This window comes from Bacillus sp. 0209A (genome assembly GCF_036765095.1).
GTDB lineage: Bacteria > Bacillota > Bacilli > Bacillales > Bacillaceae > Bacillus > Bacillus subtilis_G.
Genome location: NZ_JBAIZV010000006.1, coordinates 167,823 through 191,805, shown reverse-complemented (window position 1 = coordinate 191,805; position 23,983 = coordinate 167,823). Strand labels below are relative to the sequence as shown.

Below are 23,983 nucleotides of genomic sequence, written 5' to 3'. Positions count from 1 at the left end.
TCACAGCCGCATGCCAGAACATGAAGAAGATTGCCACATACCTAGCCAAGCAGGGCTAGGTATGTGGGAGCTCTTTTTCTGCTTTTGAAATTAGCTGAATATCTAAAGAAACATTACAAAACAAAAAAGCTTGTAGAAAAAACATCGTTTTCTCTACAAGCTGACCGTTCATATTGAACGGTGTTTTGCATTATGTCCAGCTGCTGATGGTGTCATCAAGCTGCTGCTTAGTCTCTTCGAGCGTGCCGCTGTTATCGATGACTTGATCTGCTCTTGCTGTTTTTTCCTCTAATGGCATTTGAGCGCGGATTCGGCTGACCGCTTCTTCCTTCGTCAGCTGGTTGCGATTCATCAGACGCTCAAGCTGAAACTCTTTTGTGACACTAACCACAATAATTTTATCAACTAAAGATTCCAATTTGCTTTCGAACAATAACGGGATATCTAAGACAACAAACGCTTCCTGATTTGCAATGGCTTCATCACGGCGCTTAAGCATTTCCTGCCTGACTGCGGGATGAACAATCGCATTTAAAGCAAGGCGCTTTTGTTCATTTGTAAATACCAGTGCCCCAAGCTTTTTTCTATCTATATCACCGTTTGGGAGCAGAATGTCTTCACCGAATTCGTCAATGATTTGCCGGTGGGCGGGCGTCCCTTTTTCTACCGCTTGTTTGGCGATGATATCTGCATCTATAACTGTTATTCCTTTTTCAATCAGCATATTGGCAACCGTGCTTTTGCCGCTGGCTATTCCTCCCGTTAAACCAATGACTAAGGTCAAGAGATCCACTCCTTTTTACAATTTCCAGAGCCCAATCGTGATCAGCAGAAGCCCCGGCAAAAACGCCATTTTATCAATCCATTTCCACTTAGACAGAAAATGGCCGGCGTTAATTCCGATTGATACAAACAGCGAGCTCATGATTGCCACGGCGATGCTCATCATAATCGGTGAAAAACCGAGAATGGCTGCGCCTATACCTGCTCCGAAGGCATCAATCGATAAGGCAAATCCCAATAAGACCGCCTCGATTCCATTAATCACACCCGATTTGTCGATATCCGCACTCATAGGTTTTCTCAAAATATGAATCACAATCCCTAATGACCGAACCTCTAAATTAAGCAGCGTTTTTTCATGCAATAAGTATTCTTTGTCTTTTGCCGGTTTGAAAAATTGATACAGAACCCATACACCAATTCCGACCAATATCAAACCGCCAAGCTTCTCCGTCACATATACAGGAAAAAACTTTGTAAGAAAGCTCCCGATCAGCATGGATATAAACATGACAGCACCGGAACAGCAGGCGATAACCAAAATCGCTTTAAACGGTATTTTCATTTTTCTCAATCCGTACGTAAATCCGACTGAAAAACTGTCCAAGCTGACAGCCAACGCCAGCAGCAGTATAGAAACCATTTGCATATCCGTTTCTTCCTTTCTGTTGGTGCTCTTGTATCAGATGTGAAATGCCCGGGATTCATCACAATCATGTATATGGTAAAGTGAAAAATCCGTGTTTCGAAAATGGCATCCTCTATTACAGAGTTACTGATATATGCACCGACAGCTTGGACGATGAAGCATTATGCTACTATTTTTTCTGGCACTCCGCGCAAAAATGCGTGCCCCTGCCTCCGACAACAATTTTTGAAATCATCGTTCCGCAATTTTTGCACGGCTCGTCTTTTTTTCCATACACAAAATGCTGCAGCTGGAACATTCCGATTTCCCCTTGGGAGTTGATATACGAACGGACTGTGCTGCCGCCCGCGTCAATCGCCTCTTGCAGGGTGTTTTTGATTTCAGCGTGAAGTGTTTTGATTGTTTTGTCTGACAATTCATTTGCTTTTGTCTCAGGATGGACACCCGCTCTGAAAAGAGCCTCGTCTACATAAATGTTCCCGAGTCCGACAACCGTTTTCTGATCCAACAGGGCGGTTTTGACAGCACGGTTTGTTTTGGCAAGCCGTTCTTTCAAATACACACTCGTAAATTCTTCTGCATCCGGCTCCGGCCCTAACTGAGAAAGCGGGAGCTCGCCCGCTTCCTCTCCCGGTTTAAATAAATGCATGGTCCCAAACTTCCGCACATCCCGGTAACGAAGCTGGGTTCCATCTGTCATCGTGAATATGACATGCACGTGTTTATCGTCCGGCTCCTCCGCTTGATGAAGCCCGTATTTCCCTTCCATTCGCAGGTGGGAAACCATAACATAATGATTTAAATGAAACAGTAAAAACTTTCCCCGTCTACCGATAGACTGTATCGTTTCTCCTGCTAGATTTCGCGCAAATTCCTCCGGTTCGGCAGGACGTTTGATGATATTCGGCCATCTGATCTCTACCGATTTGATTGTTTTTCCCTTTACAAGCCCGGTCAGAGTGCGCCGGACCGTTTCAACCTCTGGTAATTCCGGCACATCCATCACTTCCTATCTCTGTTTATTTCGCATCATACCAAGATGGTCCTGATGAAAAGTCCACCTTTAACGGGACATCTAATGCAAGCGCATGCTCCATCACTTCAGGAACAAGCTTTTCAAGGATTTCAATTTCTTCCTGCGGCGCTTCAAAAATCAATTCATCGTGCACTTGAAGCAGCAGTCTTGCTTTCAGCTGTTTTTCTTTCAGCTTGGCAGCCATATCAATCATGGCTTTTTTGATTATATCAGCGGCGCTACCTTGAATCGGCGTATTCATAGCCGTCCGCTCCGCAAAACTGCGGATATTAAAGTTTCGGCTCGTCAGCTCAGGAATGTAACGGCGGCGATGCATAAGCGTTGTCACGTAGCCTTTTTGCTTAGCATCCTGAACCGAGTCCTCCATGTACGCCTTTACGCCTTGGAAGCTTTCCAAATAACGGTCGATGAATGCTCCGGCTTCCTTTCGGGTAATGCCAAGGTTCTGTGACAGCCCGTAATCGCTGATGCCGTATACGATGCCAAAGTTGACCGCTTTCGCCTGGCGTCTCATCGCGGATGTCACTTCATCCTTCGCGACATGAAACACATCCATTGCCGTTTTTGTATGAATATCCATATCATTTGTGAAAGCTTCGATAAGATTTTCATCCTTTGAGATATGGGCTAGCACCCGCAGCTCGATTTGAGAATAATCAGCTGCAAAAATGAGCCAGTCTTTTTCAGACGGAACAAAAGCTTGGCGGATTTTGCGCCCTTCTTCAAGTCTGATCGGAATGTTTTGCAGATTCGGATCAGTAGAGCTGAGGCGGCCTGTTTGCGTTAAAGCCTGGTTAAACCGTGTGTGCACCTTGTGTGAATCCGGTCTCGTCACCTTTAGAAGCCCTTCAATATATGTCGATTGAAGCTTGCCAATTTGTCTGTACTGCAAAATGTAGTCGACAATATCATGCTTGTCAGCCAGCTTTTCAAGCACGTCGGCAGACGTTGAATAGCCTGTTTTCGTTTTTTTCACGACAGGCAGGCCGATCTTTTCAAACAAGATGACACCAAGCTGTTTAGGAGAATTGATATTAAACGGTTCTCCCGCAATCTCATGGATTTTTTCTTCATATTCTTTCAGCTTCGCGCCCAGTTCTTCACCCATCCGTTTTAAACGGTCAACATCAACCTTGACGCCAGTTGATTCCATTACGCCCAGAATAAGCGCAAGAGGCATTTCAAGCTCTTCAAACAGTTCAAGCTGATCGTTGTTCTCCAGCTCCTGAACGAGTTTCTCCCGAAGGCTTTGAATGGCTAACGCTTTTCTGACAAGGTGCTCAGACAGTTCGTTTTCTGACGGCACTGCCCGTTTTGCTCCTTTGCCGTAAACTGATTCATCGCTTTGAACGATATGCAAGCCGTAATCCTTAGCCACGCTTGCGACGTCGTCATATGAATTGCCGGGGTTGATGATATAAGCCGCAAGAAGCGTATCAAACTCCGCCCCTTTCAGTTCAATGCCCTGCCAGCGCAAAGCGACAACAGCCCGCTTACTGTCGAAAACCCATTTCTTCTGCTCGTCATTTTCCACCCATTCTTTAAACACCTTAGACTCCACGGCAATGTCTTTCGGAATAAAATAAGATCCCGTTTCATTTGCGATCGAAAATCCGAGAATCGGCTCTTCGTGATAATTGTCGCCAATCTGTTCAACGACAAATGCCGATGGAGAAACCAATATACCGCTTGTTACGTCTGTGACGGTTTCGACATTAATTTCTTCTAATCCCTGATCCTGCTCCGCTTCTTCACTGTCTTCCCCAAGACGTTCAAGAAGCGTGCTGAATCCAAGATCTTTAAAGATGGAAATGACCTGTTCGCGATTAAAGCCTTGATATTCCAGGCCGGAAACGGATACCTCAATCGGCGCATCCGTCATGATCGTCGCCAGCTCCTTGCTCATCAATGCCTGATCCTTAAATTCCTCAAGCTTTTCCTTCAATTTCTTTCCGCTCACCTCGTCAATGGACTCCAGCAGCTTTTCAACGGAGGCGAACTGTTTTAATAGCTTAATCGCTGTCTTTTCTCCTACGCCGGGCACACCCGGAATATTATCTGAGGAATCGCCCATCAGACCCTTCATGTCAATGATTTGTTCAGGCTTAAGCCCGTATTTCTCTTTGACGTGCTCCGGTGTGTAAAATTCAACATCGGTAATTCCTTTTCTCGTAATGGCAACTGTCGTTTTGTCTGTTGCCAGCTGAGTTAAATCCTTATCTCCTGAGAAAACCTTTACTTCAAATCCGTCTTTTTCAGCCGATTTGGCCAATGTGCCGATAATATCATCGGCTTCGTATTGTTCCAGTTCGTAGCGGCTGATCTGATACGCATCCAGCAGCTCACGGATAAACGGCATTTGTTCGGAAAGCTCAGGCGGGGTTTTCTGTCTGTCGCCTTTATATTCTTTAAATGTGCCGTGACGAAATGTTGTTTTCCCGGCATCAAATGCAACCAGCATGTGCGTCGGTTTTTCATCCTCAAGCATCTTCATCAAAATCATCGCAAAGCCGTATACGGCATTCGTATGAACACCTTTATCATTGCTTAACAGCGGCAAGGCAAAAAACGCTCGGTAAGCCAAACTGTTTCCGTCTACAAGCACTAATTTTTTTCGTTCCGTCATTCAATATCCTCCTAAGAAGCCTCAGGCTTCCGTTCATCTCTTACATAGTCATTCGCTCCTCTTATTTTAACAAAGTTCAATTTGAAAGGAAAATGACGTGAACTAAAAGAGAAGACACAAAAAAGGACGGGAACACAAAAAGGTTCCCGCCGTCAAAATTGGCTCCTTGGATGAAGGGGTTCTACTACATCCTACCAGCATAGGTTTAACAGTGCATGAAGATATTGTTAAACCTTTGTAAACATTAGGCGGATTTTTCAGCAGCTCGTTTCAGCGTCACGGTAAAGACGGTTCCCCGTCTAGGCTCACTTGTGACATCGATTTTCCCTTCATGAGCCTCTATTAAATGCTTGACGATCGCAAGGCCTAGGCCTGTTCCGCCAGAATTCCTGCTTCTGTCTTTATCTACACGGTAAAAACGTTCGAAGATACGCGGAATTTCTTCTTTCTGAATTCCGATTCCGGAATCGGCAACTTCAATTTGAATGTTTTTTTCTCCGGGCTTTACATTGATAGCTACAGAGCCCCCCTCAGGCGTGTAGGTTAACGCATTGTTTACGAGATTAAGAAATACCTGTTTCAGCCTGTGCGGGTCACCCGATACATAGAGCGGATCTTTCGGGACATTCAGTTGTAAGGAGATGCCTTTCTCATCGGCCTTATGCTTTAGAAGCGTTTCAATTTCACTAAGCATTTTGGTCGACTCAAACTTTTCGATGCTGAGTGTGAAATTTTGCTGCTCTATTTTTGAGAGATCGAGCAGATCCTGAACCAAAGACTGAAGCCTTTCGCTTTCCTTTAGAATAATAGAGAGAAACTCAGAAAGCGCCTCTTTGTCCTCCATCGCCCCGTCCAATAACGTCTCTGTAAACCCTTTAATAGACGTAATCGGCGTTTTCAGCTCATGAGATACATTGGCCACAAAATCCTTTCTCATCTGCTCTAATTTCTTGGTCTCCGTCATGTCATGGAAAACGAGCACAATTCCTTTCCATTCATCGTCCGGTCCCATAATCGGAACGCCGTCAACCTCAAAATAACGCCGTTCAATCTTGATCGTAAGCCTTAACAGCTTGCATTTCTTTGTCTCCGTCATAAAAATGTCTTCGACAAGCTGGATCACTTCTTCATGTTCAAATGCATCATGATAAAGACGGCGCAGCATCTGATTCGGATTGATATGGAACTGCTTGGCGTAAGACCTGTTCACGAGATTGATAAAACCTCTTCCATCAATCATAATCAGCCCGGAGCCAATATTTTCAATGACTGTTAACAGCCGGTCTCGCTGCATTTCTTGCGTTCTCGTCATTTCCATCAGATCAACGGCAAGGCTGTTCATCGCACGGCCGAGCTTATCAGAGCGCCTGATATAGCCGCCGTACGTTCTGGCATCGTAGTTTCCCTTGGACAATTCTGTTGCTACATTTGTCGCTGCTTCAATTGATCTTTTGTAACGTGAGGTCATGCTGGAATAAAAATAAATAATGACGATAAATGCGGTACAAAGACTGGCCGTCAGCATCCCCCACATTTCGCCTTTCAAGCCGTAGCTTTTTTCAGAGGCAGAAAGCAGCACATATCCTGTTTTTTCACCTTCGCTTCTAAGCGAAAGTCCGTAATAAAGCTTGTTATTTGCTTTTGAAAGAACACCCTCATGGCCAGAAACAAGGGCCTGCACCTTTTGAGAATCTGCCGCTACCCCGTTTGACCCGTACAGCACCTTGCCGTCTGTATCGATAACGGATGCGCTCACATCGAGCGCGCCGCCTGCATCTTTAATGATTTTCTTATTTTCTTGATCATTCAGATTGCCGGCATCAAGAAGCGAAGCCATGTATTTGGCTTCTTTTTCAATGTGTTCCTCTGCTTTCCTTTGACCAGTTGTTTCAAAGAGCTGCTGCAAAAACAGCCCGAGGACACTAAACACCAGAATCATACAGACTACAAGTACAGAAAAAAGGCGCACACGGTATTTATTCATTCATTTTTGGCTCCTCCAGTTTATAGCCCAATCCCCTAATCGTTTTGATATAGATCGGTTTTTTTGTATTGCTTTCAATTTTGTCGCGGAGATGGCTGATATGCACATCAACAATTCTCGTATCTCCGGCAAAATCATAATTCCAGACAGCGCTCAGCAGCAAATCTCTCGTCAGCACTCTGCCTTTATGTCTGCCCAAATACAGCAGCAGTTCGAACTCTTTCGGTGTCAGCTCAAGCTGATTGTCTTTAAAGTACGCTTCATAATGATCAGGCAGAATTTTCAGTTCGCCAATGACGATCTGGCCTTCCATTTCATCATTCTTCATTTCACTAGAGGGCGCAGCCATTTCGGAACGCCTTAAAATCGCTTTGACTCTTGCATTCACTTCCCTTGGACTGAACGGCTTGGTCATATAATCATCAGCACCGAGCTCGAGTCCTAATACTTTGTCGAATTCCTCATCCTTCGCTGTCAGCATTAGAATCGGAAACATCAGTTTTTGCTGTCTCAGCTGCTTGCACACTTCAATTCCGTCCAGTTTTGGAAGCATCACATCCAGCACAATCAAATCAGGCTTCTCTGTTTCCGCTTTTTTGAGTGCTTCTTCCCCGTCCGAGGCGGTAATGACATCATAGCCTGACCGTTCCAAATTGTACTGCAAAAGAGTAACAATAGATTCTTCATCATCCACAACTAAAATTTTCTTGTTCATGCTGTGCCTCCAGTATTAAATTCCCCGACATCCTATTTCTCTATTTTATGTCATCTTAACATGTTTCATGATTTTATTTTAGCGAAAGCAGGATATTCCGGCAATTCGCCTTTTATATCATTTTTAAACGAAATAAAGAATCATTTGATAACGCTTACATTTATAACAAAAAGAGAAAGGCTCTATCAAGCAAGCCTTTCTCTCTTTTTACTAAGATAATACTTTCATGACATTTTTGACAGATTCAACTGATTGATTCAGCTGTGCTCTTTCATAGTCTGTCAGTTCAAGTTCAATAATTTGCTCAAGACCGTTGCCGCCTACAATTGTAGGAACACCAAGGTAGATGCCTTCATAGCCGTATTCTCCTTCAAGATAAGCAATTGTAGGAAGGACGCGGCGCTGATCTTTCAAGATCGCTTCGACCATTTCTGCCAGAGAAGCCGCAGGCGCATAGTACGCGCTTCCGTTTCCAAGAAGATTCACGATTTCGCCTCCGCCTTTTCTTGTGCGCTCCACAATGGCGTCAATCCGTTCTTTCGGGATAAGAGTTTCAAGCGGGATACCGCCGGCATAAGAATAACGCACAAGCGGCACCATATCGTCACCGTGTCCGCCAAGAACGAAACCTGTCACGTCTTTGACTGATAGGTTTAATTCTTCTGCCACAAATGTTCTGAATCTTGCCGTATCAAGCACACCGGACTGGCCGATGACGCGCTCTTTAGGGAAACCTGATTCTTTGTACACCGCGTATGTCATTGCATCAACAGGATTTGTCAGCACCACAATGATAGACTCAGGAGAATATTTCACGATTTCTCGTGTAACGCTTCTCATAATTTTTTCGTTTGTAGAGACTAGATCATCTCTGCTCATACCAGGTTTTCTAGCGATACCTGCTGTAATGACAACAATGTCAGAACCCGCTGTATCCTCATAATTGGATGTTCCAGTAACTTTCGCGTCAAAGCCTTGAACAGGGCTTGCTTCAAGCATATCAAGCGCTTTTCCCTTTGTCGGGTTCTCCAATTGCGGAATATCAACAAGCACAACGTCTGCCAATTCTTTTTGAGCGATTAAAAATGCGGTTGTCGCTCCGGTAAAACCTGCTCCGATAACAGAAACTTTTTTACGAGTATTTCCCATGTCTCTCTTCTCCTTTATGGCTAATTTTAGGCTGTTTCCTTGCTTAGTCCATGTTTTTAATCAGTTCTTCACCGAACTCTGAACATTTCACTTCAGTCGCGCCGTCCATTAATCTGGCAAAATCGTAAGTTACGACTTTAGAAGCGATTGTGTTTTCCATAGATTTGATAACCAAATCAGCCGCTTCATTCCATCCTAAATGCTCAAGAAGCAGAACGCCTGAAAGAATAACTGAAGATGGGTTTACTTTATCAAGGCCCGCATATTTAGGAGCCGTTCCGTGCGTCGCCTCAAAAATCGCATGTCCTGTTTCATAGTTAATGTTTGCTCCAGGTGCAATACCGATTCCGCCGACTTGTGCAGCAAGAGCGTCAGAAATATAGTCTCCGTTAAGGTTCATTGTCGCAACAACATCAAATTCGCTTGGACGTGTTAGGATCTGCTGAAGGAAAATATCAGCGATGCTGTCTTTGATAATGATTTTGCCTGCTGCTTCTGCTTCGCTTTGCGCTTTATTAGCGGCATCTTTTCCGTCTTTTTCAGCAATGCGGTCATATTCAGCCCATGTGAAGACTTTATCGCCATACTCTCTCTCTGCAAGTTCATAGCCCCAGTTTTTGAAGGCGCCTTCTGTGAACTTCATGATGTTTCCTTTGTGAACAAGCGTTACAGACTTGCGGCCGCGCTCGATCGCATAATCAATTGCTGCTCTGACCAACCGGCTTGTTCCTTCTTCAGAAACAGGCTTAATGCCGATACCTGATGTCTCAGGGAAACGGATTTTGTTGACGTTTAACTCATTTTGCAAGAAGCTGATGAGCTTTTGCACTTCTTCAGAACCTTTTGCGTACTCGATGCCTGCGTAAATATCTTCTGTATTTTCACGGAAGATGACCATATCAGTATCTTCAGGGCGTTTTACCGGTGACGGCACCCCGTTAAAGTATCTTACAGGTCTTAAGCAGACGAATAGGTCAAGCTCTTGTCTGAGCGCTACGTTCAAAGAGCGGATACCGCCGCCGACAGGTGTCGTTAACGGCCCTTTAATCGCGATGAAATATTCACGGATAACATCTAATGTTTCAGCTGGCAGCCACTCACCTGTTTTATTATAAGCCTTTTCTCCGGCATAAACTTCTTTCCACGTGATTTTCTTTTCGCCTTTGTATGCTTTTTCAACTGCTGCTTCCAAAACCTTTGAAGCAGCGTTCCAAATATCAGGACCGATTCCGTCTCCTTCGATAAACGGGATAATCGGATTGTTTGGTACGTTTAATACTCCGTTAGAGACTGTAATTTTTTCACCTTGTGCCACAATAAAAACCTCCCAGTATGTAATTCATATTTAGAAAACATTTTATTTTTCTTCTATAAAAAACAAAATGATTTTTCCCAATATTCAATTTAAATTGTAAACCACTTTTGCTGTTCTGAACAAGAGGCTAACTTCATTAACGCAAGCCAGCCTCCAATGGTTCTTTAGGCTCTTTCTTCAACCGGAACGAAAGTTTGTTTGTCAGGGCCTGTGTAATCTGCGCGCGGGCGGATCAGACGGTTGTTGTCATACTGCTCAAGAATATGAGCGATCCAGCCGGACATTCTGCTTACAGCAAAAATGGGTGTAAACAAATCATGGTCAATGCCGAGGCTGTGGTAAACAGAAGCCGAATAGAAATCAACGTTAGGCGGCAGCTTTTTCTCTGATGTGACGATCTCTTCTATACGAATCGACATCTCATACCATTTGCTTTCGCCTGTCAGGTTGGTCAGTCGCTTGCTCATTTCTTTTAAATGTTTGGCGCGCGGATCGCCATGCTTATAAACGCGATGGCCGAACCCCATTATTTTTTCTTTCTTTTCCATCTTGGTGCGAACGTAAGGTTCTGCATTCTCCACTTCGCCGATCTCTGTCAGCATTTTCATGACAGCTTCGTTTGCACCGCCATGAAGCGGCCCCTTAAGTGCGCCGATCGCTGCAGTAATTCCTGAATAGATATCCGAAAGTGTTGCAACGCAGACCCTCGCTGTAAACGTTGACGCGTTCAGCTCGTGATCGGCATGTAAAATCAGTGCTTTGTTGAAGGCTTCGATCTCAATCGGCGAAGGCTCTTCTCCATTTAATGTGTAGAGAAAATTCTCGGCAATGCCGTAGTCTTCTCTTGGCTCAACGGGTTCAAGACCCTTGCGGATTCTGGAAAACGCTGCGACCAAACCAGGCACCTTTGCCTGAAGGCGGATCGCCTTTCTGTAGTTGGCTTCCGGGTTCATGGTATCAGCCTCGCTGTCAAACAGGCCTAGTAAAGAAATCGCTGTCCGAAGAGCAGCCATGGGATGAACATTTTCGAGGGAATAAGATTTGAAGTGCTCAATAATTTCTTGCGGAACGGCAGCTTCTTTTGCTAACTGCTGTTTTAACTCATCAAGCTCTTTTTTGTTTGGCAGCCTTAAGTGCCAAAGTAAGTAAATGATTTCTTCAAAGCTTGCATTCTCTGTCAAATCATCGATATCATACCCCACATATGTAAGGGTATCATCAATAATAGAACTCACAGATGATGTTGTTGCTACAACCCCTTCAAGACCGCGTGTCGCTGTCATATATAACATCCCCTTTTCAATAAATTTCCCCTTTAAGAGTGTTGTAAAAACATGAGGCTAACTTAAAAAGCATGGTGTAAGTATTTCTCCCCCCAAAAAAGAAAATGCTTACATTTTAATGCCTGCTGGTACTGAAACCGCTTGCTTATGAAAGACCATAACAAATTCTTATAAGCTTATTTAAGTTTATGCCTATTCTCATTATAAACAATAATCAGACATTTGTTAAATGTTTACCTATAATTTTTTTTTTCATTCTGTGATTTCCCCGAAAAAACGCCTTTATTTGCGGGTTTTTGCATATAAAAAAAAGCGGCTTTCGGGCCGCTTTTTTCATGAAGAGAACAGTTTTACAATCTGCATGGCAATATAAGCAATCCCCGCTCCGATCAGCGGTCCCACCGCCACACCGCCAAAAAGCGCGACTGCGAGAATGGTCCCGATCACGAGAGCAGTTGTAATATGCGGGTCATTTTCCAGCAGAGTCAGACCGTTTTTGGCAATCAGCGCCACTGCGATTCCCGCTCCCAAGGCGATCCATGCATATGAAGACCGCATTGCTTCTCCAAGCTGCTTGAACCCGATTTCACCCGTCGCAATCGGAACAAGAACGGCGATGGTAATAACGGTCACACCCCAGTTAATGCCTTTTGACTGGATGGTTGGTAATAATTTCTGATCAAGTCCAACGATTTTGATAATCAAAAGGACGGATACAGCAAAAAGCAATGATTGATTTTTTGCGATAAGTGCGATAGCCAAGAGTAAAATTAAAAATAAATTCGCTTGTGTAAACACATGCCATCCCTCCTTTAAGATGTATGTATTCATATTCAGCCGGAGCGTGAATATATATATAAATAGGACATGCTGACGGGAGGAGGACCGTTTTCGTGAACCAATCTTATATCACTATTTTCTTCAGAACCCTCTTTGTCATATCAATTACCGCAGGATCGATAGCTGCGGCCTATTATTCGTTTCCGTTAACTTATCCGTTCCTGATCGCCCTTATTCTTTCATCAGCGATTCATCCTGTTGTCGATTATTTGGACAAAGTGACAGGATTCCCGCGAACGATAAATGTTCTGGGCGTGCTTGCTTTTTTTCTGCTCGCAGCCTTTGGTGTACTCACCATTCTGGTAGCCGAAATCGTCACGGGAACAGCCTATCTTGCAAAAACGCTGCCTCCGCATATCAGCACGTTTATCTCATATTGCGAAAAATTGTTTACGACTCATATCCAGCCGCTCTATAACGAACTGACCCTTTTGTTTCAAGAATTGGAGACCAATCAGCAGGCTTCCATCGTCACTCATATTCAGACACTCGGTGATTCCGCGGCTAAAAATGCCGGACTGCTGCTGTCCCACATATTAGAAATGATTCCGAGATTTTTCGGACTTCTTCCAAATACAGCGGCTGTTCTCGTTTTTTCTCTTTTGGCAACTTTTTTTATGACAAAGGATTGGCACAAGCTGAAAACCATGTTCGTTTCGATTCTGCCGGATCGGGTTACAGCCAACAGCAGAGCGATCAGCAATGAATTAAAAAAAGCAATGACCGGTTTTATCAAAGCGCAGGCCGTTCTCGTTTTCATTACGATGATCATTGTATTTATCGGCCTTGCTCTCTTAAAAGTTGAACATGGCGCAACAATTGCTTTTTTAATAGGACTTGTTGATCTTCTCCCTTATTTGGGGGCGGGCTCCGTATTTGTGCCGTGGATTTTGTATTTATCGATTACAGGCCAGCTGCCTCAGGCAATCGGAATCGGCATACTGTACCTTGTTGTTCTTATTCAGCGGCAGCTGACAGAACCTAAAATACTTAGTAAATCAATCGGGATCGATCCGCTGGCAACGCTCATCGCCCTGTTTGCCGGTTTTAAATTATTCGGGTTTTTAGGACTCATTGCCGGGCCGGCTCTTCTCGTCATGATCCAGGCTTTCATCACAACAGGCACATTAAAGGAAATATGGTCCTATATCACCGTTCAGCAAAAATAAAACAGCAGCCCATATTTATGGCTGCCGTTTTTTATTTGATGATGATCCGTTTGTTCTTCGACATTCCTCTCAGCCACTTGAACAGAATCGGCTTACACCAGCTGCGGGTAAGCGGGATAAGCAAACAGGCGCCGGCCAAATCTGATAAAAAGCCCGGAAGCATCAGCAAAAGACCGCCAATGAAAATGCACAGGCCGTCAGCAATCGCTTCCCCCGGCATCTGGCCATATTGAAGATCACGCTGAACCTTGTAATACACTTCGGTTCCTTGTTTTTTTGCAGCTGCTGCGCCGATAATGCCTGTCAGAATCATTAAAAAGACCGTCGGCAAAATGCCGATCAGCTTGCCTGAAAATAGGAATATCCCGATTTCTAATGCCGGAAACACAATAAAAAGCAAAAATAAAAATCTCATATCCGGGCCCCCCACACGTGTAACACACCTCTGTTCAACATAAGGCAAGATAAAGAGAAAAGGAAGGGATTCCCCTTCCGTGTTCATCTGTGACTAAAGAACGCTCGCACGGCCTTGGTAGACTGCGCCTCTGGATGCGTCAACTGTAATATCCTGGCCGTCTGTTAAAGTAGATGTCGCATTTTCCAGCCCAACGATAACCGGAATGCCGAGGCTTAATCCGACTACCGCAGCATGGCTTGTCAAGCCGCCTTCTTCTGTAATAAGAGCAGACGCTTTTTCAAGAGATGCAATCATATCACGGTCAGTGCTTTTTGTAACAAGTACCGCACCGTCAGTCATTTTTTGCTCAGCTTCTTTTGCATTTTGTGCAATGACAACCGGACCGAAAGCTGATTTGCGTCCGATGCCTTGGCCTTTAGCGATGATATCGCCGACAGTGTAAACTTTCATTAAGTTCGTCGTGCCAGACTCACCGACAGTGCCTGCTGTAATGACGATCAGATCACCATTTTTTACAAGTCCGCTGTTCAATGATTTTTGGACAGCATCCTCAAGCATCTCATCTGTTGAGTTCGCATTTTGGCCGCTTTCCGCGAATACGCCAGATACGAGCGCAAGTTTTCTGGAAACAGAATCATTTACAGTAACCGCAATAACCGGCGCCTGCGGACGGTATTTCGCGATCATGCGCGCAGTATGGCCGCTTTCAGTCGGCGTGACAATCGCAGCTGCCTCCAGATTGATCGCCGTGTGCGCGACAGATTGTCCAATTGCGTCTGTTATCGTCATGCCTACTTGGTCTCTGCGTTTTGAAAGAATTTCTTTATAATTTAAAGCTTCTTCAGAACGGGAGGCGATGTTGTGCATGGTTTGAACCGCCTCAACCGGATAGTTTCCGGCAGCTGTTTCACCAGAAAGCATGATCGCATCTGAGCCGTCGAAGATCGCGTTTGCAACATCACTTGCTTCCGCACGGGTCGGACGCGGGTTGCGCTGCATGCTGTCAAGCATTTGTGTCGCTGTAATAACAGGCTTTCCAAGCGCGTTGCACTTTTTAATCAGGTCTTTTTGCACAAGCGGCACTTCTTCAGCTGGGATTTCCACACCTAAGTCTCCGCGTGCAACCATTAAGCCGTCAGACACTTCAAGAATAGAATCAATGTTGTCAACGCCCTCTTGGTTTTCGATTTTAGGGATGATTTGAATATCCTGAGCATTGTGCTCTTCTAGAAGCTCACGGATTTCAAGCACGTCAGTAGAACGGCGTACGAAAGACGCTGCGATAAAGTCTACTCCTTGCTCAATACCGAAAACGATGTCTCGTGCATCTTTTTCAGTGATACCAGGAAGGTTGACACTTACGCCCGGTACATTAACACCTTTTTTATTTTTGAGTGTTCCGTTGTTTAATACTTTTGTTTTGATTTCGCGTTTAGCGGCATCAACATCAAGTACTTCAAGGCCGATAAGCCCGTCATCTAACAGAATCGTTGAACCTTGTCCAACGTCATCGACTAAACCTTCATATGACACAGAAATTTTGTCTGTTGTCCCTACAACCTCGTCCATTGAAACGATAAGCTCTTTGCCTGTTTCAAGCTCAATGCCGCCGTTTTCCATCGTATGTGTGCGGATTTCCGGACCTTTTGTATCAAGCAGGATACCAACGTTTTTGCCAAGTTTTTTGCTTGCTTCACGGATATTTTTAATTCTTGCGCCGTGCTCCTCAAAATCTCCGTGAGAAAAGTTCAAACGAGCCACGTTCATTCCTGACTCCATTAATTTCGTAAGCATTTCAATACTTTCACTTGCCGGACCGATGGTACAAACAATTTTAGTTTTTCTCATTTGGTTCACTTCCTTCTGAAATCTTCAGCCTTCAGCTGCACATTAAATAGACAGTTCTTTTGAAAGCTGATACATGTTTTGCTCTACTGTGTGTTTTGTATTCAGTATTTCTATAATATCATGGTCTACAAGCTTATTGTTTTGTATACCCACACAGCGTCCGCCTTTTCCTTCAAGCAGCAGTTCAACTGCATATGCGCCAAGACGGCTTGCCAGCACGCGGTCAGCAGCGCTCGGAGAACCTCCGCGCTGAATATGGCCCAATACAGATACCCTAGTTTCAAGATTTGTTTCTTCTTCAATGCGTTTTCCGAATTCAACACCGCTGCCTACACCTTCGGCAACAATAATAATACTGTGCTTCTTGCCGCGTTCGTGGCCGCGTTTTAAGCGGCCAATGATTTCGTGCATGTCGTAGTCTGCCTCAGGGATTAGGATTGATTCCGCGCCCCCTGCAAGGCCGGCCCACAATGCGATATCACCGGCATGGCGGCCCATTACTTCAATCACATATGTACGTTCATGAGAAGTCGCTGTATCGCGGATCTTATCAATTGCGTCAATTACTGTATTTAAAGCTGTATCGAAACCGATTGTAAAATCAGTGCCCGGAATGTCATTATCAATTGTACCCGGTACACCTACACACGGAAACCCATGTTCCGTTAATTTTTTCGCACCCATATAGGAACCGTCTCCGCCGATGACAACAAGACCTTCAATACCAAGCTTCTTCAAGTTCTCTATCCCTTTTTCACGGCCTTCAACCGTTTTGAATTCAGGACATCTTGCCGTATAAAGCTTTGTTCCTCCGCGATGTATAATATCGCCTACAGATCCGAGTTCAAGCTTTTCAATCTTTCCGCCGATCAATCCTGAGTATCCGTTGTAAATGCCGTAAACTTCAACGTCATGATAAATCGCTTTTCTGACTACTGCGCGAACCGCTGCGTTCATTCCCGGGGAATCCCCGCCGCTCGTTAATACCCCTATACGTTTCATTCTCCATTCACCTCAGCAACATATATGATTAAACATAACATGATCATTGCCCTAAAAACAATGAAAAGGGATCTCCATCCTCCCTATGAAACCTTACCTATTATACAATTAAATAAATTGTTTTTAAATAAAATTTAAAGAATGTCACAAAAAATAAACGTGAGCCAAAGGCTTCACGTTTATTTAGTTTACCCCGATATATTGGTCTTCATTCGAGACTTTGCCAATTGCTTTATATTTTTCATAGCGTTGCTGAACTAATTCTTCTTCATCCAGCTTCAGCAACGTTTTTAGCGATTGCTTAAGGGTTTCGTCCATATAGCTTGCCTGCAGCTTAACATCGTGGTGCGCTCCGCCTTTTACTTCTTTTATCATATGATCTATAATACCTAATTCTTTTAAATCCGGCGCAGTGATTTTCATTGTTTCTGCTGCTTTTTTAGCAAGACTGGAGTCCTTCCATAAAAGTGCCGCGGCACCTTCCGGAGAAATAACAGAATAAGTAGAGTTTTCCAGCATATGCAAGTGGTTGCCAACACCGAGACCAAGGGCTCCGCCGCTTCCGCCTTCACCGATGACGATGCAGATAACAGGCACTCGAAGGCCGGCCATCTCAAAGAGATTTTTGGCAATGGCTTCGCTTTGTCCTCTTTCTTCCGCTGCTCGTCCAGGGTATGCTCCCTTCGTATCAATAAAACAAATAATCGGTCTGTTGAATTTGTCAGCCTGCTTCATGAGACGAAGCGCTTTTCGGTAGCCTTCAGGATGCGGCATCCCAAAATTACGGACAAGGTTTTCCTTCGTGTCTTTACCGCGCTGATGCCCGATTACCGTTACAGGAAGGCCATGGAACTTCGCAATGCCGCCGACAATGGCTTCATCGTCTCCGTAAGCTCTGTCTCCGTGACATTCAAAAAAGCCGGTAAACAGGTGTTCAATATAATCAAGCGTTGTCGGACGGTCCGGCAGACGCGCGATTTGAACACGGTCCCAAGGCTTCAGATTTTTGTAGATTTCATCCTGAAGATTAGCGAGACGGTCTTCGAGCCGTTCAATTTCCGCACTCAGATCCATATCTGAATCCTGGGTGAATTTTTTCAATTCAGCGATTTTCGTTTGCAGTTCAATCACCGGTTTTTCAAATTCTAATCTTACAGCCACTCAAAGTCACCTCCCGCTTGATGCATATCCAGCAGATTTTCTAACGTTTGTTTCATGTCTTGGCGGTGAATAACCGCATCAAGCTGTCCATGTTTTAATAAAAACTCTGCCGTTTGGAAGTCCTCAGGCAATTTTTCACCTATTGTCTGTTCAATAATCCGTCTTCCTGCAAAACCGATCAGCGCGCCAGGCTCAGCAAAATTATAATCGCCGAGTGAAGCAAAGCTAGCCGATACGCCTCCGGTAGTCGGATGGGTCATAATTGAAATAATGAGGCCCTGTTCTTCACTGAACAGTTTTAAGGCAGAGCTTGTCTTAGCCATTTGCATCAAACTTAATACGCCTTCCTGCATTCTCGCACCGCCTGAAGCCGTAAAAATAATAAACGGAACTTTATCAGCTTTTGCTTTTTCAATCGCAAGCGTGATTTTTTCACCGACGACTGAACCCATGCTGCCCATTCTGAATGAAGAATCCATGACGGCGACAACAGCCGGGTATCCGCCAATGGCGCCCTTGCCCGTCACAACAGCCTCGTTTAAGGATGTTTTCTCGCGGTCTTTTTCAAGCTTTTCCAGATATCCCGGGAAACCTAGCGGGTTTTCTGATAACATTCCCTGGTTAAATTCCTCAAAGGATTGTTCATCCATCAAGCTTTCGACACGCTGTTTTGCGTTCATCGGGAAATGATAATCGCAGTTCATGCATACCCGCATATTTTTATCCAACTCTTTAGTGAGCATGATTTTTTTACACTTAGGACATTTTGTCATAATGCCTTCCGGAACGTCGTGCTTCGCTTGCTCAGACGGTACGGAAGCATACTTTTTCTTTTTCGTGAATATATCCTTTAACACATGATTACCTCCCTTTTGTGAAGGGTTCTCTTCACCGCATGTCATCAAACAGATAGACTTGCTAATAACTTTACCGAAACTATTGTACTTTTTTTGTCAAACGCTGTCATCCTCAATTCGACAACTTTTTATTCAATGACGCAGTCGGGACGACTCGTATGAGATCAGATAAGACGTTGAACTGACAAGGTTGGTAACGCATTCAAAAATAATGTTAAACCCGGATGAAATTTTTTTAAGTCCAGCCCCTAAAAAAATTTCAGCCGCCAGTTTAACTTGAGAACAGCGCGCCGGTCTCGTCCAACGCGCTGCCATTTTTGGAATGAATTAAAATGATTAACCAATAATCGTAAGTTTTCTCGTTTTTTCAGCAACTTCCTCAGGGTCAACAGTGATTCTTGCGACACCTGTTTCCATCGCCGCTTTAGCGACAGCCTTCGCAACAGCAGGTGCAACCCGTTTATCAAACGGGGCAGGGATAACGTAGTCTGCGCTAAGCTCATCTTCTGAAACCAATGAAGCAATAGCTTCAACAGCTGCGATTTTCATTTGTTCGTTAATGTGAGTGGCGCGAACGTCAAGCGCTCCGCGGAAAATACCAGGGAATGCAAGAACATTGTTTACTTGGTTCGGGAAGTCAGAACGGCCCGTTCCAATAACGCTTGCGCCAGCTTCACGCGCATCTTCCGGCATAATTTCCGGATTGGGATTTGCCATCGCAAAGATAATCGGATCTTTTGCCATGCTTTGCACCATTTCTTTTGTTAACGCTCCTGCTACAGATACGCCGATAAATACGTCAGCATCAGCGATGACATCTTTCAGAGAACCGTCTTTGCGGTCTTGGTTTGTGAATTTCGCCACTTCGTTTTTGACATCGTTCATGCCTTCCGGACGCCCTTCATAAATCGCTCCTTTTGAATCGCACATCACGATGTCACGTACGCCGTAATGGTGAAGGAGCTTGATAATCGCAATACCAGCCGCACCGGCGCCATTTGCGACAACTTTAATGGATGACATTGATTTTCCAGACAGTTTCAGCGCGTTTACAAGACCTGCTACCGTTACAATGGCAGTACCGTGCTGATCATCATGGAAAACCGGGATGTTTGTTTCCTTTTTAAGGCGCTCTTCAATGATAAAGCAGTTTGGCGCTGCGATATCTTCAAGGTTGACACCGCCAAATGTCGGTTCAAGCAATTTAACAGTTTCAACGATCTTATCAACATCGTTTGTGTTTAAAGCAATCGGGAACGCGTCTACGCCTGCAAAGCTTTTGAATAGGACAGCTTTCCCTTCCATAACAGGAAGCGCGGCTTCAGGGCCGATATTTCCAAGGCCAAGAACAGCTGTACCGTCAGTCACAACTGCTACCATGTTCCCCTTCATTGTATAATCATATACTTTGTTAATGTCTTCATGAATATCCTTACACGGTTCTGCAACACCCGGGGAATACGCAAGGCTTAAATCTTTCGCGTTTCTGACTTCTACTTTCGATTTAGACTCCAGTTTCCCCTGATTGGCTTTATGCAGGTGTAATGCTTCTTCTCTTAATGACATTCTCCTAAACACTCCTTATGGATATTTTTGATTCGTATACTGGTGCGTTGATTGCTGCATTCTGCGGAGTTAATCTATCTAAATATTTAAACAGGATGACATAATTGCTCCAATTGTATAACAAAAAATGCATCGTTACCACTGTTTTAAAACGACGTTTTTTTGACCCAACAGCTCTTTTAAGCGATATAACACCTGGTAATCCGCATTGATATGAAACGACTCAGGAAGCTTAATCGTCTGTTTTTGCTTTTCATAATAAAGATAAACACCTGTTTCCCCTTTATGCTCCAGCAAAATGCGTTTAATTTTTGCCAGAATCTCCTGGCTGTGCTGACTGCTTTCTATTTTTATATACACCGATGGCGCATTTTCCGCATCCATATTTTCTAATAATTCTGCCCGGGACATGATGAACTGGACCTTATCCTGCCTTACTTCACATTTGCCCGCTGTGAATAAAAGAGCGCCTTCTCTTAAAACGGGAGAAAGCTGCCTGAATTGTTCAGGGAAAACAACGGCTTCTATTTCACCGGTTTCATCACTTAGCGTTAAAAACGCCATGTTTTGACCTGTTTTCGTCCGAATCGTTTTGATCTTTGACAGCAGGACCCCGAGAGAAAGCGGCCTTTTGACCGTCTGCTGGGCCTGCAGAATGGTCGCTGCTCCGTGTACAGCCAGCTGTTTTCGGAAGGCAGAGAGCGGATGATTTGAAAAATAAATGCCGAGCGTTTCTTTTTCGAACGCAAGTAAATCCACAAGCGGAAGCTCCTCTGTCTCCACATACTTCGGCTTAATCGAAAACGATTCATCTAAAAACAATCCCATTTGGTCATCGCCCGCGGCGAATAGCTCTGCATGTTCCAAAGCAACGTCAATGGATGCGAGCAACGTCGCCCGGTTTTGGCCGAATTCGTCCATCGCACCAGAAAAAATAAGTGCTTCAAGCATTTTGCGATTTACGTTTTTTGACGGCACACGAAAACAGAAATCGAAAAGATCTTCAAATGGTTTCTCTTTTCTCGCTTTATATATATCTTTGACTGCTGAGACGCCTACACTTTTTATCGCGCGGAGGCTGTATCTGACAGATCCGTCTTCAACTCTAAACGGAAAACTGCTTTTGTTCACTGACGGAGGAAGGATACGAATCCCGCTCCCCTTTGCTTCGTAAAGATATTGAGCTATTTTGTCCTCATTGCCAATGACGCTTGTCAGTAATCCGCACATAAAATATAACGGATAATGAGCTTTCAAATACGCAAGCTGGCAGCCGATCATGCTGTATGCCACCGCGTGGCTTCGGTTAAAGCCATAGTTTGCGAATTTCACGATTAAATCGTAGACTTCAGTTGCAGTGTCTACAGAATACTCCTTTTTTAAGCACCCTTCAACAAAATGGCTTCGCTCTCTATCCAGGATTTCTTTTTTCTTTTTGCTGACCGCCCGTCTCAGCAGGTCCGCTTCTCCTAAAGAAAACCCTGCCATACGGGAAGCTATCATCATAATTTGTTCCTGATACACAATGACGCCATATGTATCTTCCAAGATGCTCCTTAAATCTTCATGGGGATAGTGAACAGGAGCCTGGCCGTGTTTACGGTCGATAAATAACGGAATATTTTCCATTGGACCAGGCCGGTACAGCGCATTGACCGCCACAATATCCTCCAGGCCTGAAGGCTTAAGCCGCTTCAGGACGCTTCTCATCCCTGTAGATTCAAGCTGAAAAATCCCTGTCGTATCCCCTTTCGACAGCAAGGAGAACGTTTTGTCATCCCTGTAGGAAATATTCGAAAGATCTATTTTGATGTTTTCTTCTTTTTCGATCATTGAAGTGATGGACTCAATGAGCGTCAGGTTGCGTAAGCCTAAGAAATCCATTTTTAAAAGACCCAAGTCTTCAAGATGATCCATCGCGTATTGCGTCAAATATATCCCTTCATGCCCTTCCTGAAGCGGAACAATATCTGTTAACGATTCTTCACTCAGGACAACGCCGGCTGCATGGGTCGAGGTATGCCTTGGCAGCCCTTCTATTTTTCGGGCAATTGTAAATACTTGCTGAAGCAGACTTGACTCCCGAAGCCGCTTATTCAGCTCCGGCGATTGCTGTCTCGCTTCATCCAGCGTCAAGCCCGGCCTTGAAGGAATGAGTTTTGCAACCTGATCTGCTTCCTTCGGGCTGACACCGAATACTCTGCCGACATCCCGAAGCGCCGCTTTTGCCGCAAGTGTTCCAAAGGTGATAATCTGCGCGACGTGCATCGCACCGTATTTCTGCTGAACGTATTGAATAACTTCATCCCTTCTTGTATCCGGAAAGTCAATATCAATATCCGGCATACTGATACGTTCTGGGTTTAAAAAACGTTCAAACAGCAGGTGATGTTTAATCGGGTCAACATCTGTGATATACAGGACATAAGCCACAAGAGATCCTGCCGCAGAACCTCTTCCCGGTCCTGTAACGATCCCTTTTTCATGGGCGTGCTTCATAAAATCCCATACGATCAGAAAGTAATCGCTGAACTTCATCCGTTTGATGACATCAAGCTCATATTGAAGACGGCGGAGGTATCGTTCATCAGGCGTGCCAAAGCGGCTGCGAAGACCTGCCATACAGATGTCCGTTAAATAATCGTCAGCGGACGTTCCGTCTGGAGTTGGGAAGGACGGGAGACGGGTCTGCCCGAGGCTGACGTCAACCCGGCATTGTTCCGCGATCTCAACAGATGCTTGCAGTGCTTCGGGATGCTCTTGATAAATGTTTTGCATTTCTTCGATGGGTTTCAAATCGAGATCAGGCAGATTTTCGGCGGGGGCATCCGTCAGTTTTTCACCTGCCTTAATCGCTTTCAGACAACGGTAGGCAGCCTTATCTTCTTTCCTTATGTAATGCACATCACCTGTCGCCGTAATAGGGATACCTGTTTCTTCAGACAGCAGCAGAATCTGCTCAGATAAGACTTGATTCTCTTTAAAAGGCTGATAGGAAAAATAAAAGGCCCCCTCTCCGAATATAGACTGAAATTCAAGTGCTGCTTGAGCGGCCTGTTCAAACAGCCCTCCTTCAAGCAGCGTTTCAATATATCCTTTGTCGCCGGGCGTTATCGCGATAATGCCTTCCCAATAACTGTGAAGCCATTTCGGCTTTAGCCCGCCTTTTGATTTCGATTGCAGGACGCTGCTGATTTTCAGCAGGTTTTGATAGCCTGTATTTGATTTGGCCAGCAGGACGAGCGGGTAGGCTTCAAGCTCGTTATCATCTGTAAAAACAGAAGCCGTCAAACCGATTATTGGGTTGATCCCTCTCGCCTTGCATGCTTTATAAAATTGAATAGCTCCGTACATGACATGATCATCTGTCAGCGCCAAAGACGCATATCCGAGCCTGTCAGCTTCCTTGACGAGCTCTTCCACAGCCGCGGCGCTGTTTAGCAGGCTGTACCCGCTATGCACTTGCAGGTGAACAAAAGACATGCTATCACCTCTTTCTCCATTACGATCCGTTTCTTTCTACATTATAAGTCGGGTTTTCAAAAGAAACAAATGTTCTTTTTCGAGTCGTCATCATACTTG

General features: G+C 44.6%; 17 protein-coding genes and 1 pseudogene. 1 reads left to right on the top strand and 17 read right to left on the bottom strand.

From position 1 onward, the window contains the following. Window positions 1-190 precede the first annotated feature (190 nt). The 10 genes and pseudogenes from coaE to V6D44_RS18985 all read right to left on the bottom strand — a co-directional run bounded on the left by coaE (window position 191) and on the right by V6D44_RS18985 (window position 12,338). Window positions 191-784: a dephospho-CoA kinase gene (gene coaE, locus V6D44_RS19030; RefSeq protein ID WP_333516802.1), complete on the bottom strand. Its 594-nt coding sequence runs from the start codon at window positions 782-784 to the stop codon at window positions 191-193. 15 nt (window positions 785-799) lie between these two features. Beyond that, window positions 800-1,450: pseudogene (gene ytaF, locus V6D44_RS19025) on the bottom strand (sporulation membrane protein YtaF); the annotation flags it as partial. 151 nt (window positions 1,451-1,601) lie between these two features. Further along, complete coding sequence (mutM, locus tag V6D44_RS19020) at window positions 1,602-2,429, bottom strand: DNA-formamidopyrimidine glycosylase (protein ID WP_253268472.1); 828 nt, start codon at window positions 2,427-2,429, stop codon at window positions 1,602-1,604. A gap of 22 nt (window positions 2,430-2,451) precedes the next feature. Then, complete coding sequence (gene polA / locus V6D44_RS19015; RefSeq protein ID WP_333516801.1) at window positions 2,452-5,094, bottom strand: DNA polymerase I; 2,643 nt, start codon at window positions 5,092-5,094, stop codon at window positions 2,452-2,454. A 244-nt stretch (window positions 5,095-5,338) separates the two neighbouring features. Further along, the gene (gene phoR, locus V6D44_RS19010) at window positions 5,339-7,078 is read right to left on the bottom strand and encodes a sensory box histidine kinase PhoR (RefSeq protein WP_202326944.1); all 1,740 of its coding nucleotides are present in this window, start codon (window positions 7,076-7,078) and stop codon (window positions 5,339-5,341) included. Then, window positions 7,071-7,793: a two-component system response regulator PhoP gene (gene phoP, locus V6D44_RS19005; RefSeq protein WP_087992417.1), complete on the bottom strand. Its 723-nt coding sequence runs from the start codon at window positions 7,791-7,793 to the stop codon at window positions 7,071-7,073. Before phoP ends, phoR begins: the two co-directional genes overlap by 8 nt. 210 nt (window positions 7,794-8,003) lie before the next feature. After that, window positions 8,004-8,942 carry a malate dehydrogenase gene (mdh, locus tag V6D44_RS19000; RefSeq protein WP_087992418.1) on the bottom strand — a complete coding sequence of 313 codons (939 nt, stop codon included), beginning with the start codon at window positions 8,940-8,942 and terminating at the stop codon, window positions 8,004-8,006. A 43-nt stretch (window positions 8,943-8,985) separates the two neighbouring features. Beyond that, window positions 8,986-10,257 carry an NADP-dependent isocitrate dehydrogenase gene (icd, locus tag V6D44_RS18995; RefSeq protein WP_087992419.1) on the bottom strand — a complete coding sequence of 424 codons (1,272 nt, stop codon included), beginning with the start codon at window positions 10,255-10,257 and terminating at the stop codon, window positions 8,986-8,988. A gap of 164 nt (window positions 10,258-10,421) precedes the next feature. Continuing rightward, window positions 10,422-11,540 (bottom strand): citrate synthase, encoded by a 1,119-nt coding sequence (gene citZ, locus V6D44_RS18990; protein ID WP_087992420.1) that lies wholly within the window; start codon window positions 11,538-11,540, stop codon window positions 10,422-10,424. A gap of 333 nt (window positions 11,541-11,873) precedes the next feature. Further along, window positions 11,874-12,338, bottom strand: a complete 465-nt coding sequence (locus tag V6D44_RS18985; RefSeq protein ID WP_087992421.1) for a DUF441 domain-containing protein — start codon at window positions 12,336-12,338, stop codon at window positions 11,874-11,876. Between the two features lie 95 nt (window positions 12,339-12,433). Between V6D44_RS18985 and ytvI the strand changes: the two genes are divergently transcribed. Next, window positions 12,434-13,549 (top strand): sporulation integral membrane protein YtvI, encoded by a 1,116-nt coding sequence (gene ytvI / locus V6D44_RS18980; RefSeq protein ID WP_087992422.1) that lies wholly within the window; start codon window positions 12,434-12,436, stop codon window positions 13,547-13,549. A 31-nt stretch (window positions 13,550-13,580) separates the two neighbouring features. On the opposite strand, the gene V6D44_RS18975 is transcribed toward ytvI, so the two are convergent. From V6D44_RS18975 to dnaE, 7 genes are all read right to left on the bottom strand, one after another. Then, window positions 13,581-13,964 carry an FxsA family protein gene (locus V6D44_RS18975; protein WP_087992423.1) on the bottom strand — a complete coding sequence of 128 codons (384 nt, stop codon included), beginning with the start codon at window positions 13,962-13,964 and terminating at the stop codon, window positions 13,581-13,583. A 93-nt stretch (window positions 13,965-14,057) separates the two neighbouring features. Beyond that, the gene (gene pyk / locus V6D44_RS18970) at window positions 14,058-15,815 is read right to left on the bottom strand and encodes a pyruvate kinase (protein WP_333516800.1); all 1,758 of its coding nucleotides are present in this window, start codon (window positions 15,813-15,815) and stop codon (window positions 14,058-14,060) included. A 42-nt stretch (window positions 15,816-15,857) separates the two neighbouring features. Further along, window positions 15,858-16,817, bottom strand: a complete 960-nt coding sequence (pfkA, locus tag V6D44_RS18965; protein ID WP_087992425.1) for a 6-phosphofructokinase — start codon at window positions 16,815-16,817, stop codon at window positions 15,858-15,860. A gap of 183 nt (window positions 16,818-17,000) precedes the next feature. Beyond that, complete coding sequence (accA, locus tag V6D44_RS18960) at window positions 17,001-17,978, bottom strand: acetyl-CoA carboxylase carboxyl transferase subunit alpha (protein ID WP_202326934.1); 978 nt, start codon at window positions 17,976-17,978, stop codon at window positions 17,001-17,003. After that, window positions 17,969-18,835: an acetyl-CoA carboxylase, carboxyltransferase subunit beta gene (gene accD / locus V6D44_RS18955; protein WP_087992427.1), complete on the bottom strand. Its 867-nt coding sequence runs from the start codon at window positions 18,833-18,835 to the stop codon at window positions 17,969-17,971. The genes accA and accD overlap by 10 nt, the downstream gene beginning before the upstream one ends. A gap of 336 nt (window positions 18,836-19,171) precedes the next feature. Next, window positions 19,172-20,401 (bottom strand): NADP-dependent malic enzyme, encoded by a 1,230-nt coding sequence (gene maeB / locus V6D44_RS18950; RefSeq protein ID WP_087992428.1) that lies wholly within the window; start codon window positions 20,399-20,401, stop codon window positions 19,172-19,174. 135 nt (window positions 20,402-20,536) lie between these two features. After that, window positions 20,537-23,884 (bottom strand): DNA polymerase III subunit alpha, encoded by a 3,348-nt coding sequence (gene dnaE, locus V6D44_RS18945; RefSeq protein ID WP_202326932.1) that lies wholly within the window; start codon window positions 23,882-23,884, stop codon window positions 20,537-20,539. Window positions 23,885-23,983: the final 99 nt, after the last annotated feature.

What these genes read in the sequence shown, in the direction of transcription:
- dnaE (WP_202326932.1), bottom strand. Translation starts at nt 23,884, where the DNA reads ATGTCTTTTGTTCACCTGCAAGTGCATAGCGGGTACAGCCTGCTAAAC.
- maeB (WP_087992428.1), bottom strand. Translation starts at nt 20,401, where the DNA reads ATGTCATTAAGAGAAGAAGCATTACACCTGCATAAAGCCAATCAGGGG.
- pfkA (WP_087992425.1), bottom strand. Translation starts at nt 16,817, where the DNA reads ATGAAACGTATAGGGGTATTAACGAGCGGCGGGGATTCCCCGGGAATG.
- V6D44_RS18975 (WP_087992423.1), bottom strand. Translation starts at nt 13,964, where the DNA reads ATGAGATTTTTATTTTTGCTTTTTATTGTGTTTCCGGCATTAGAAATC.
- pyk (WP_333516800.1), bottom strand. Translation starts at nt 15,815, where the DNA reads ATGAGAAAAACTAAAATTGTTTGTACCATCGGTCCGGCAAGTGAAAGT.
- phoR (WP_202326944.1), bottom strand. Translation starts at nt 7,078, where the DNA reads ATGAATAAATACCGTGTGCGCCTTTTTTCTGTACTTGTAGTCTGTATG.
- citZ (WP_087992420.1), bottom strand. Translation starts at nt 11,540, where the DNA reads ATGACAGCGACACGCGGTCTTGAAGGGGTTGTAGCAACAACATCATCT.
- polA (WP_333516801.1), bottom strand. Translation starts at nt 5,094, where the DNA reads ATGACGGAACGAAAAAAATTAGTGCTTGTAGACGGAAACAGTTTGGCT.
- mdh (WP_087992418.1), bottom strand. Translation starts at nt 8,942, where the DNA reads ATGGGAAATACTCGTAAAAAAGTTTCTGTTATCGGAGCAGGTTTTACC.
- phoP (WP_087992417.1), bottom strand. Translation starts at nt 7,793, where the DNA reads ATGAACAAGAAAATTTTAGTTGTGGATGATGAAGAATCTATTGTTACT.